Annotated in this window: 11 protein-coding genes; 9 read left to right on the plus strand and 2 right to left on the minus strand. The window is 71.2% G+C overall.

The genetic code is table 11. The annotated features are described in order from the left end of the window. Window positions 1–44: 44 nt before the first annotated feature. Entirely contained in the window at window positions 45–944 is a 900-nt protein-coding gene (locus AC2XR2_RS25495) for a DUF3109 family protein (RefSeq protein ID WP_491516396.1), read from the minus strand. A 71-nt stretch (window positions 945–1,015) separates the two neighbouring features. Between AC2XR2_RS25495 and AC2XR2_RS25500 the strand changes: the two genes are divergently transcribed. The 4 genes from AC2XR2_RS25500 to ilvD all read left to right on the plus strand — a co-directional run bounded on the left by AC2XR2_RS25500 (window position 1,016) and on the right by ilvD (window position 5,485). After that, window positions 1,016–1,957, plus strand: coding sequence for a Ppx/GppA family phosphatase (locus AC2XR2_RS25500; protein WP_381298044.1), 942 nt, complete (start codon window positions 1,016–1,018; stop codon window positions 1,955–1,957). Window positions 1,958–2,097: 140 nt separating this feature from the next. Further along, on the plus strand, window positions 2,098–2,922 hold the full coding sequence (locus AC2XR2_RS25505) for a sugar phosphate isomerase/epimerase family protein (protein WP_330265210.1): 825 nt from the start codon (window positions 2,098–2,100) through the stop codon (window positions 2,920–2,922). Beyond that, the gene (locus AC2XR2_RS25510) at window positions 2,919–3,530 is read left to right on the plus strand and encodes a TetR/AcrR family transcriptional regulator (protein WP_391198114.1); all 612 of its coding nucleotides are present in this window, start codon (window positions 2,919–2,921) and stop codon (window positions 3,528–3,530) included. The genes AC2XR2_RS25505 and AC2XR2_RS25510 overlap by 4 nt, the downstream gene beginning before the upstream one ends. Before the next feature lie 101 nt (window positions 3,531–3,631). Continuing rightward, entirely contained in the window at window positions 3,632–5,485 is a 1,854-nt protein-coding gene (ilvD, locus tag AC2XR2_RS25515; RefSeq protein WP_030323812.1) for a dihydroxy-acid dehydratase, read from the plus strand. Between the two features lie 53 nt (window positions 5,486–5,538). On the opposite strand, the gene AC2XR2_RS25520 is transcribed toward ilvD, so the two are convergent. Beyond that, window positions 5,539–7,716, minus strand: coding sequence for a serine/threonine-protein kinase (locus AC2XR2_RS25520; RefSeq protein ID WP_491516397.1), 2,178 nt, complete (start codon window positions 7,714–7,716; stop codon window positions 5,539–5,541). A gap of 182 nt (window positions 7,717–7,898) precedes the next feature. Here AC2XR2_RS25520 and AC2XR2_RS25525 point away from each other — a divergent pair, with 182 nt between their 5' ends. The 5 genes from AC2XR2_RS25525 to AC2XR2_RS25545 all read left to right on the plus strand — a co-directional run bounded on the left by AC2XR2_RS25525 (window position 7,899) and on the right by AC2XR2_RS25545 (window position 11,682). Then, entirely contained in the window at window positions 7,899–8,222 is a 324-nt protein-coding gene (locus AC2XR2_RS25525; RefSeq protein WP_381298051.1) for an SH3 domain-containing protein, read from the plus strand. Between the two features lie 68 nt (window positions 8,223–8,290). Continuing rightward, on the plus strand, window positions 8,291–8,800 hold the full coding sequence (locus AC2XR2_RS25530; protein ID WP_491516398.1) for an EamA/RhaT family transporter: 510 nt from the start codon (window positions 8,291–8,293) through the stop codon (window positions 8,798–8,800). A 213-nt stretch (window positions 8,801–9,013) separates the two neighbouring features. Beyond that, window positions 9,014–9,790: a class I SAM-dependent methyltransferase gene (locus AC2XR2_RS25535; protein ID WP_491516399.1), complete on the plus strand. Its 777-nt coding sequence runs from the start codon at window positions 9,014–9,016 to the stop codon at window positions 9,788–9,790. Window positions 9,791–10,081: 291 nt separating this feature from the next. After that, window positions 10,082–10,894: an ABC transporter ATP-binding protein gene (locus AC2XR2_RS25540; RefSeq protein WP_381298057.1), complete on the plus strand. Its 813-nt coding sequence runs from the start codon at window positions 10,082–10,084 to the stop codon at window positions 10,892–10,894. Then, a complete protein-coding gene (locus AC2XR2_RS25545) occupies window positions 10,891–11,682 on the plus strand; it encodes an ABC transporter permease (RefSeq protein ID WP_491516400.1) in 792 nt (263 codons plus the stop codon). Before AC2XR2_RS25540 ends, AC2XR2_RS25545 begins: the two co-directional genes overlap by 4 nt. The last annotated feature ends 36 nt before the right edge of the window (window positions 11,683–11,718 follow it).

Below are 11,718 nucleotides of genomic sequence, written 5' to 3' on the forward strand. Positions count from 1 at the left end.
TCGGACCCTGTGCCCCCGGCGCCCGCCCCGAGCTCGGTCGGCGCTCAGTCGGCCGGAGCCGGATCCGCCGGATGCGGTGCCAGCAACGGCAGCTGGGACGCCAGCCGCTCCTCGCACAGCTCCACGAGACGGTCGTAGCCCGCCTTGCCCATCAGTTCGATCAGCTCGGGGCGGTAGGACACGTACACCGGGTCGCCGGCGCCGTGGGCCGAGGTCGCCGAGGTGCACCACCAGTGCAGGTCGTGGCCGCCCGGGCCCCAGCCGCGCCGGTCGTACTCGCCGATCGACACCTGGAGCACCCGGGTGTCGTCGGGCCGGTCGATCCAGTCGTACGTCCGCCGCACCGGCAGCTGCCAGCAGACGTCCGGCTTGGTCTCCAGCGGCTCGCGGCCCTCCCGCAGCGCCAGGATGTGCAGCGAGCAGCCCTGGCCGCCCGCGAAGCCTGGCCGGTTCTGGAAGATGCACGAGCCCTGGAAGGGCCGGGTCTGGCGGTCGCCGTCCTCGTCCTCCGAGACCCAGCCGCCCCGCAGGCCCTCGTCGTGGTGCTGCCAGATGTCCGGAGTGAGTCGCGCCACATGCTCGGCGACCCGCTTCTCGTCGTCCTCGTCGGAGAAGTGGGCACCCAACGTGCAGCACCCGTCGTCCGCGCGTCCCGCCTGGATGCCCTGGCAGCCGCTGCCGAAGATGCAGTTCCAACGGGAGGTCAGCCATGTCAGATCGCACCGGAAGACCTGCTCGTCGTCCGCCGGATCCGGGAACTCCACCCACGCGCGCGCGAAGTCGAGCCCCTTCTCGTCGGCCGCCAGAGCCTGCCTGGCCTTCTTCGACAGCTTCGCCGGCTTCGACTGCCGCGTCGGCTTTACCGGCCTCACCGGCTTCACCGGCGAAGAACCGTCGGCAGATGTGGCCGCTTTGTCGTCCTTCACCTTTTTCGTCTTTGGCACGCGTCCAGGGTAAGTCGCCCGAGACCCCTCCGGAGACAGTCGAACACCCTGCTGGCAGTAGCGTTCCCTACATGAGACTCGGTGTCCTCGACGTGGGATCGAACACGGTGCACCTCCTGGTGGTGGACGCGCACCCCGGCGCACGCCCCCTTCCCGCGCACTCGCACAAGGCCGAACTGCGCCTTGCCCAACTCCTCGACGATGCCGGTGCGATCGGCCCCGAGGGCGTCGAGAAACTCGTCTCGGTCGTCAAGGACGCGCTCCAGGCCGCCGAGGACAAGGGCGTCGAGGACCTGCTCCCGTTCGCCACCTCCGCCGTCCGCGAGGCCAGCAACGCCGACGACGTCCTCGCGCGCGTGCGGGCCGAGACCGGCGTCGAGCTCCAGGTGCTCACCGGCGCCGAGGAGGCCCGCCTCACCTTCCTCGCCGCCCGCCGCTGGTTCGGCTGGTCGGCGGGCAAGCTCCTGGTCCTCGACATCGGCGGCGGCTCCCTGGAGATCGCCTACGGCATCGACGAGGAACCGGACGCGGCGGTCTCCCTCCCGCTCGGCGCGGGCCGCCTCACCGCGGGCTGGCTCCCCGGCGACCCCCCGGACCCGGACGCCATACGGGCCCTACGGCGGCACGTGCGCGCCCAGATCGCCCGTACGGTCGGCGAGTTCGCCCGCTTCGGCGCCCCCGACCACGTCGTCGCCACGTCCAAGACCTTCAAGCAGCTGGCCCGCCTGGCAGGCGCCGCCCGCTCCACGGAGGGCCTCTACGTCCAGCGCGAACTCAAGCGCGAGTCCCTGGAGGCCTGGGTCCCGAGACTGGCCGGCATGACGACGGAGCAACGTTCGGAGCTGCCGGGCGTCTCGGAGGGCAGGGCGAACCAGCTCCTGGCGGGAGCGCTGGTGGCCGAGGGCGCGATGGATCTTTTCGGAGTGGAAACGGTCGAAATCTGCCCCTGGGCTCTCAGGGAGGGCGTCATCCTGCGTCGACTTGACCACATGGGTTCAGTGGAGGGTTTGTAAGGGGCGCGGGGCTGTATCGATCTGCGGCTCCGCCGCGGGGCGCGACCAGCCCCCACGCACCTGAACTCGCCCCGTGGCAAACACCACAACGGCGAACAGGCGCCCCGTCCCACCCCGGCGGAAGCCGTAGGCTGACCGTCGTGGCAGAACCAGTCGTACGGATCCCGGATGCGAAGGTCGCCCTCTCGACGGCCTCCGTCTACCCGGAGTCGACGGCGACGGCCTTCGAGATCGCCGCACGCCTCGGCTACGACGGCGTCGAGGTCATGGTGTGGACCGACCCGGTCAGCCAGGACATCGAGGCCCTGCGCCGCCTCTCCGACTACCACGGGATCCCCATCCTCGCCGTGCACGCCCCCTGCCTGCTCATCACGCAGCGCGTGTGGTCCACCGACCCCTGGGTCAAGCTCCAGCGCGCCCAGGCGGCCGCCGAGAAGCTGGGCGCGAGCACGGTCGTCGTGCATCCGCCGTTCCGCTGGCAGCGCCAGTACGCCCGCGACTTCGTCAGCGGGATCTGGCGCATGGCGAACGAGACGGACGTACGGTTCGCCGTCGAGAACATGTACCCCTGGCGCTACCGCGACCGCGAGATGCTCGCCTACGCCCCCGACTGGGACGTCACCAAGGACGACTACCGGCACTTCACGATCGACCTCAGCCACGCGGCGACCTCCCGGGTCGACGCGCTGGAGATGGTCGACCGGATGGGGGACCGGCTCGGCCACGTCCACCTCGCCGACGGCAAGGGGTCCGCCAAGGACGAGCACCTGGTGCCGGGGCGCGGCGGCCAGCCCTGCGCCGAGCTGCTGGAACGCCTCGCGCTGAGCGGCTTCGACGGCCATGTCGTCATCGAGGTCAACACCCGGCGCGCGATGTCCGGCGCCGAACGTGAGGCCGACCTCGCCGAGGCCCTGGCCTTCACCCGCCTCCACCTGGCCTCCCCGGTGAAGGTGCCCCGGCCGTGAGCGACGTCACAGCCCGGAAGCGCGGCCGACCCCGTCGTACGGAATCCGACGCGGCCGGCACCCGCGACCGGATCCTGGTCGCGGCGCGCGAGGAGTTCTCCGAGCGGGGCTACGAGAAGACGTCCGTGCGCGGTATCGCCAAGGCCGCGGGGGTCGACTCGGCGCTGGTGCACCACTACTTCGGCACCAAGGAGCAGGTCTTCGAGGCCGCCGTGGAGGTCGCCGCGGCCCCGGCCCTGGGCGCGCGGGACGCTGTCGTCGAGGGTCCACTGGAGGACGTGGGGGAGCGGTTCACCCGCTTCATCTTCGGGGTCTGGGAGAACCCGGCGACGCGCATGCCGCTCCTGGCGGTCGTCCGCTCCGCCGTGAACAACGAGACCGCGGCCAATGTCTTCCGTCGGCTCGTCGCCACCCAGCTGCTGCGCCGCATCGCCGACCAGCTGGAGCTGCCGGACGCCGAGCTGCGGGCCGAGCTGGCGGCCGCACAACTGGTGGGTACGGCGATGCTGCGTTACGTGATCAAGGTGGAGCCGCTGGCGTCGGTGGACGTCGAGCAGATCATCGCGCGGGTGGCGCCGGTGGTGCAGAACCATCTGACCGGGCCCTGACTCCGAGACGGGCGTCCCGCATTCCGGACACCCTGTCCCGACCCCTGGATGACCGGCGTACGCTCGATAGCAGCCAGAACTGTCTGAAGGAGCGAGCGACGATGCCCGAGCTGAGGTCCCGCACAGTCACCCACGGCCGCAACATGGCGGGCGCCCGCGCCCTTATGCGCGCCTCCGGTGTACCCGGTGCGGACATCGGCCGCAAGCCGATCATCGCGGTCGCCAACAGCTTCACCGAGTTCGTGCCGGGCCACACCCACCTCCAGCCGGTCGGCCGGATCGTCTCCGAGGCGATCGTCGAGGCCGGTGGCATCCCGCGCGAGTTCAACACCATCGCGGTCGACGACGGCATCGCGATGGGCCACGGCGGCATGCTCTACTCCCTGCCCTCCCGCGACCTGATCGCGGACAGCGTGGAGTACATGGTCGAGGCCCACTGCGCCGACGCCCTGATCTGCATCTCCAACTGCGACAAGATCACCCCGGGCATGCTCAACGCGGCCCTGCGCCTGAACATCCCCACGGTGTTCGTCTCCGGCGGCCCGATGGAGTCCGGCCGGGCGACCCTCGTCGACGGCACGGTCCGCACCCTCGACCTGGTCGACGCGATCTCCGACGCCGTCAACGACAAGATCTCCGACGAGGACATCCTCCGCATCGAGGAGAACGCCTGCCCGACCTGCGGCAGCTGTTCCGGCATGTTCACCGCCAACTCGATGAACTGCCTGACCGAGGCCATCGGCCTCTCCCTGCCCGGCAACGGCTCGGTCCTCGCCACGCACACGGCCCGCAAGCAGCTGTACGTCGACGCGGCCAACACCGTCATGGACATCACCCGGCGCTACTACGAGCAGGACGACGAGACGGTCCTGCCGCGCAACGTCGCCACCTTCGCGGCGTTCGAGAACGCCATGGCGCTCGACATCGCCATGGGCGGCTCCACCAACACGATCCTGCACCTGCTGGCGGCGGCCCAGGAGGCGGGCGTCCCCTTCGGCCTGGAGGAGATCAACGAGGTCTCGCGCCGGGTCCCCTGCCTCGCCAAGGTCGCCCCGAACGTGGCGAAGAACCGCACGTACTACATGGAGGACGTGCACCGCGCGGGCGGCATCCCGGCCCTCCTCGGCGAACTGCACCGCGCCGGCCTGCTCAACGAGGACGTCCACTCGGTCCACAGCCCCTCCCTCGCGGACTGGCTGAAGACCTGGGACGTCCGCGGCGGCTCCCCCTCCCCGAAGGCCGTCGAGCTGTGGCACGCGGCCCCGGGCTGCGTCCGCTCCGCGGAGGCCTTCTCGCAGTCCGAGCGCTGGGAGGCGCTGGACGAGGACGCGGCCGAGGGCTGCATCCGCTCGGCCGAGCACGCCTACTCCAAGGACGGCGGCCTGGCGGTCCTCAAGGGCAACCTCGCGGTCGACGGCTGTGTCGTGAAGACGGCCGGCGTGGACGAGTCGATCTGGCGCTTCGAGGGCCCGGCGGTGGTCTGCGAGTCGCAGGAGGAGGCCGTCCAGAAGATCCTGCTGAAGGAGATCAAGGAGGGCGACGTCGTCGTCATCCGCTACGAGGGCCCCAAGGGCGGCCCCGGCATGCAGGAGATGCTCTACCCGACCTCGTACCTGAAGGGCCGCGGCCTCGGCAAGGCCTGCGCCCTGGTCACCGACGGCCGCTTCTCCGGCGGCACCTCCGGCCTGTCCATCGGCCACGCCTCCCCGGAGGCGGCCGCGGGCGGCACCATCGCCCTGGTCGAGGACGGCGACCGCATCCGCATCGACATCCCGGCCCGCACGATCGAGCTCCTGGTCGACGACGAGGAACTGGCCCGTCGCGACGCGGCCCTCGGTGGCGTCTACGCCCCGAAGAACCGCGAGCGCAAGGTCTCGGCGGCCCTGCGGGCGTACGCGGCGATGGCCACGAGCGCGGACAAGGGCGCGGTGCGGGACGTGTCGAAGCTGGGCTGAACACCTGAGTTCGGGGGCCGCCTCTTCGGGGGCGGCCCTTCGCGTTGCCCGGGCTACCAGGCAGAGGGGTCGCGGGTGTCCTCGGCGAACACGGTGCCGTCGGGGGCGGTGGCGTAGACGTGGCCGTCGGCGAGGACCGGCTTGGGCAGCGCGCCGGCGACCGTGCCGGTGTTCGAGCCGAGGCGTGCCGGGGTCTGCCCGACGAGGCGTCCCTCTGCCGCGTCGACGGCCAGCAGCCGTCCGTCGGCGGCGGTGAAGTACACATGGCGGGCGTCGGCCACGGGTACGGAGCCCCGGCTCACGGACGTCCCGAGCGTCCAGAGTCGCTTGCCCGAAGTCACGTCCACGGCATCCAGGGAGCCGTTCGTCGCCAGTACGTAGACCACGTTCCCTCGGACGGTGGCCTGCGCGTCGGAGCGGGCCACCGGGAGTTTCACCCGACGCGTCGACCCGGTCGCCGGGGTGTAGCGGACGACGGTGTCCGTGTCGCCGTACTCGTTGTCGAGGGAGAGGAAGAAGACCGACCCGTCGTGCACGCCCGCCAGGGTCAGGTTTCCGCTCAGCCGCTTGTCCCAGCGCACCGCTCCGGTCGTCGGGTCCACCGCGGTGACCCGGGTGCTCGACGAGTCGAGGGACAGACTCGTCGCGTACGCCAGCGGATCCCCGGCGAACGAGACGAAGGTCGGCATGGGCTGCCCGGGTATCCGCCGGCTCCACCCGGTGTCGCCCGTCGCGGCGTCCGCACCGGTGACCTTCCCGTCGAGGAGGGTCAGCAGGAGCATGCCGCCCGCGGTCCGCATGGCGTTGTGCGCGGGCAGGGGACGCTGCCAACGCACCTTGCCCGAGGCGGGATCGAGTGCCTCCAGACGCTGCCCTTCATCCACCATGGGCTGTACGAGACCGCCCTCGACGACCGGTGCCTTGCTCGGGCTCGACTCGGCGACGGAGCGCCGCCACAGCACCTTGCCGTCCGACGGATCCAGAGCGAAGACCGTGCCGGGCCGCGCGCAGAGCAACTGGCGTGTCCCGTACGAGCACTGCACCTCGCCCGTGCCCTTCGGTACCGGGTCGGCCGCCCAGCCGGCGAACGGGGGAGCCGAGGTCGGGGCGTCACCGCCGCTCTTCGCGACGGCGTCGCCGCTGTCGCCGAGCCACTGCACGGAGGCGAGGGCACCGGCCAGGACGAGCACGACCGCGGCGGCGGCGAGCAGGGCTCTTCGGAACGGACGTCTCCGGAGCCGAGACGTCGGCGTCCCGCGCTTCTGCCCCTGTTCCTTCTCCGGTTCCTTCCCTCGCGCCTTCCCCTGGTCCTTCTCGGGGTCTGTCTCCGGAGCTTTCTCCGGGTCCTGGTCCGGCAGGAGACCCGAGCGCTGCGCCGGTATGAACGCCTGCGTGTCGTACGAGGCCGCCACCGACCGCAGCTCCCGCATCAACTCGTCCGGAGTCGGCCGGTCCTCGGGCTCCTTGGACAGGCAGCGCACGATGAGCGGTGCGAGATTCGTCGGCACACCGGTCAGATCCGGCTCGTCGTGCACGACCTGGTAGGCGACGACATACGGACTGTCGGAGTCGAACGGCCCCCGCCCGGTCGCTGCGTGCACCATGACAGAGCCGAGCGCGAAGATGTCCGCGGCCGACCCGACCTCCCTCGGCCGCCGGAACTGCTCGGGCGCCATGAACGGCGGCGTTCCGATCAACTTCCCGGTCTCGGTGCGCAGTTCGCTGTCTTTCGGCCGAGAAATGCCGAAGTCGATGACCTTCGGACCGTCCTCGGCGAGCAGCACATTGCTGGGCTTGAGATCCCGGTGGACCACCCCGACCCGATGGATGTCCCGCAGCGCCTCGGCCAGCCCGGCCATCAGCCGCCGCAACTGGGCAGGTTCCAGCGGGCCGTTCCGCTTCACCTCGTCGGAGAGCGTCGGGCCGGGTATGAACAGCGTGGCCATCCAGGGCCGTTCGGCATCGGGATCGGCGTCGACGACGGACGCGGTGAACGCCCCGCTCACCTTCCGCGCCGCGGCCACCTCCTGCCGAAAACGCCCCCTGAACTCGGGATCCCTGGCGAACTCGGCATGGACGACCTTCACCGCGAGCTTCATCCCCGAGTGGCTGCGCGCGACATGCACGACACCCATCCCGCCGGACCCGAGGCATGACTCCAGCCGGTAGTGACCGGCGTACTCGGGAAGTTCCGCTTCCGCGCCCGCTCCGGTGTTGCCCTGTGGCGCCATGGAACCACCCCCGTGCTGATCGTCCGCGCGCGCGACGCACGGAGCCTAGTCGATGACTCGTACGGGACAGAGGCGGCTTGCTAGTCTCCGCGTGCGAGTTGCGTACATGTGTTTCATGGCGTGATTTAGGGGAATCAACGGGACCCCATGGCAGTCATGGGGACCAACGGGGGAGGAATCTCATGTCTGTTGACCGCGTGGAGGAGACCAGCGGCGTCCAGGCGACCGAGGCGGTGACGGCGGCTGCATCGGCGTCGGTTCGCTACTACTCGGTGGCACCCGGAGTCCGGCTCAACGTCCGCAGCGGCCCCGGCACCAGCTACAGCATCGTGCGGGTGCTGGCCGAGGGCTCCAAGGTGCCGATCTACTGCCAGACGCCGGGAACCTCGGTGACCGGCCCCTACGGCACCAGCAACATCTGGGACAACATCAGCAACAGCCAGTACGTCTCCGACGCCTATGTACTCACCGGCAGCGACGGCTACGTCGCCGACCGCTGCTCCTGAGTCTCCTGGCCGATCCCCGAAGGGAGCCCGCCCCTGTCCTGGACCCGCTCCGGAGCCATAATCGTCCCGTGAGCGACGAATCCGGCACCCAGGACATCCCCGCGGGCTCCCCCGAGGGCGGCCCCCGCCCCGAGCCGATCCGTTTCTTCGGCACGACCTGGGTGGAGCACGACAACGGCTACGCCCTCCGCCGCGCCGGCGCGGCCGCGGGCTCCCTCGCCGCCGCGGTCGCCGCCTGCCTGATCCTCCGCTTCGCCTACGAGGGCCTCCAGATCGCCGACACCGGCAGCTTCGTGACCGTCCTCGTGATCGCGATGTTCGCCATCTGCAGCACGCTGGCGTTCCGCAACACGTGGGACGGCTTCGGCAAGCGCCCCGACCCTGACCGCCAGGCATCCCTCCGCGGCCTCCTAGCCATCGGGTTCGTGGGCTCCCTCCTGGCCTACTTCCTCCGCTCCCTCACCGAGGCGCCGGGCGAGAAACTGCACCGTGAGGAGTACGAGGCGGCCCTCCGCCGGCACGAGAAGCGCGGCGCCCGCCGCACCGGCAACCCGTCGAAGAAGAAGCGCCCCCGCTGAGCAGGCAGCGACTGGAGCTGCACTGGCGTCGGGGTCCTTGAACTTGCCCGCCGGGGGAGTCGTACCGGCGTCGAGACTCCCGCCCCGGCGCGCGGGGAGCCGCACCGGCCTCGGAGATCCCGACCCTGCGGGCGAGCTCCACCCCAGCCGCCCTCCCCACGTCTCACCAAAAACTCACCCCCTCCCGACCCGCACCCCGGTCACCATGGCCTCATGACCGCCTCCTCCCACACCAGCCGAGCCCACTCCTTCAACGCCGCCGCGGCCCAGTACGCCGCCAACCGCCCCTCCTATCCGCCCGCCCTCTTCGACGCGATCGAGGAGCTCTCCGGCCGAGCCCTCGCCGGTTCCCGGGTCGCGGACGTCGGTGCCGGCACCGGGATAGCGACCGCGCTGCTGCACGCCCGGGGCGCCGAGGTCGTCGCGGTCGAACCCGGTGACGGCATGGCCGAGCAGTTCCGGCACCTCCACCCGGACCTGCCGATCGTCCGGGGCGACGGCAACGACCTCCCGCTCCTCACGGACTCCGTCGACTTCGTGACCTACGCCCAGTCCTGGCACTGGACCGACACCGCCCGAGCGGTCCCGGAAGCCGTGCGGGTACTGCGGCTGGGCGGAGCACTGGTGCTGTGGTGGAACACCTACGCCCTAGACGTCCCGTGGATCGCCGGCCAGGTCGGCCGGGTCGCCGAGCACTTCAGGGACTACGGCGCCAACCCGGCCGCCGAGGTGAACGGCGCCGCCTCCCGCTCCACCCTGGCCGACCCCAGCGGCCGACTGGACTTCGCCCACCGGGTGGTCCGCTGGAGCCGCCGCATACCCCTGGACACCCACCTCGCGAACATCGGCAGCCACTCGATCTTCCTGGTGGCCGGTGAGGAACACACGGGCGTCTTCCTCACCGAGGAGCGGCGCATCCTGCAGGAGGTCTTCCCGGACGGCACCGTCGAGGAGACCTACGACGTCGAACTACTGGTCGCCACCACCTGACCCCCCGCGCGGCGGCCCCCACCCTCCGGGTCCGCCGCGCACACCCGACCAACATCCCGGACCCAAGCTTCGGCAGGCCCGGAACGCGGCATGCCCCCACACCCGTACGTCGATTCCCGCCTCCCAGGACCGGCCCGGAACCACCACTCGAGCCTGAGCTGAACCAGCCCTGCGCCGACAGCACGCCCACGCCGCCCCACGCCCACGCCACCCACGCCCGCGCCACCCACGCCCGCGCTATCCCGTGCACCGCGCTTGACGGGCCCCAGTAGCGGGAGCATTATTCATCGCATGATGAATAAAGTGCCGGACCCACCCGGCCCCGGAGACACCGGCCCCACCGACAAGGCCGTCCACGCCCGCGACCTCACCGTCGTCCGAGGCCCCCGCACCGTCCTGCACGACCTCGCCTTCGACGTCCCTCGCGGCCAGATCACCGGCCTCCTCGGCCCCTCCGGCTGCGGCAAGTCCACCCTCATGCGCTCCATCGTCGGCACCCAGGCCAAGGTCACCGGCACCCTCGACGTCCTCGGCCGGCCCGCGGGCCACCCCACCCTCCGCACCCGCATCGGCTACGTCACCCAGGCCCCCTCCGTCTACGACGACCTCACCGTCCGCCAGAACCTCGACTACTTCGCCGCCATCCTCAACCCCGGCCGCGCCGCCGCCGACCGCCGCCGCTCCGACGTCACCCAAGCCATCACCGACGTCGACCTCACCACCCACGCCGACTCCCTCGCCGGCAACCTCTCCGGCGGCCAGCGCAGCCGCGTCTCCCTCGCCGTCGCCCTCCTCGGCACCCCCGAACTCCTCGTCCTCGACGAACCCACCGTCGGCCTCGACCCCGTCCTGCGCCGCGACCTCTGGGAGCTCTTCCACGACATCGCCGCCCGCCGCGGCGCCACCCTCCTCATCTCCTCCCACGTCATGGACGAGGCCGAGCGCTGCCACCGCCTCCTCCTCATGCGCCAGGGCGAGATCCTCGCCGACGACACCCCCGAGGCCCTCCGCACCCGCACCAACTCCGACACGGTCGAGGCCGCCTTCCTCCACCTGGTCGACCAGGCCGTCGAGGCAAGCCGCACCAAGGAGCCCACGCGATGACCACGACCACCACACCCACGTCCGGCCCCGCGCCCGCCCCCACCCGCGCCCTCAGCCTCCCCCGCACCACCGCCACCGCCGCCCGGGTCCTGCGCCAACTCCGCCACGACCCGCGCACCATCGCGATGCTGATCCTCATCCCCTGCGTGATGCTCCTTCTGCTGCGCTACGTCTTCGACGGCAGCCCCCGCACCTTCGACGGCATCGGCGCCTCCCTCCTCGGGATCTTCCCGCTGATCACGATGTTCCTGGTCACCTCCATCGCCACCCTGCGCGAACGTACCTCCGGCACCCTCGAACGCCTCCTCGCCATGCCCCTCGGCAAAGGCGACCTCATCGCCGGCTACGCCCTCGCCTTCGGCACCCTCGCGATCATCCAGTCCGCCCTCGCGACCGGCCTCGCCGTCTGGGCCCTCGGCCTCGACGTCATCGGCAGCCCCTGGCTCCTGCTGCTCGTCGCCCTGCTCGACGCGTTGCTCGGCACCGCCCTCGGCCTGTTCGTCTCGGCCTTCGCGGCCTCCGAGTTCCAGGCCGTCCAGTTCATGCCGGCCGTGATCTTCCCCCAGCTCCTCCTCTGCGGCCTGTTCACCCCGCGCGACAACATGCACCCCGTCCTGGAGGCCATCTCCGACGTCCTGCCCATGTCCTACGCCGTCGACGGCATGAACGAGGTCCTCAGGCACACCGACATGACGGCGACCTTCGTACGGGACGCGCTGATCGTGGCCGGCTGCGCCCTGCTGGTCCTGTGCCTGGGAGCAGCGACCCTGAGGCGCAGGACCGCCTAGGCCGACGGAGTGCCCGCCCGCAGGCCCCGGCCCACG

This window comes from Streptomyces sp. LS-MS-L19 (assembly GCF_058382285.1).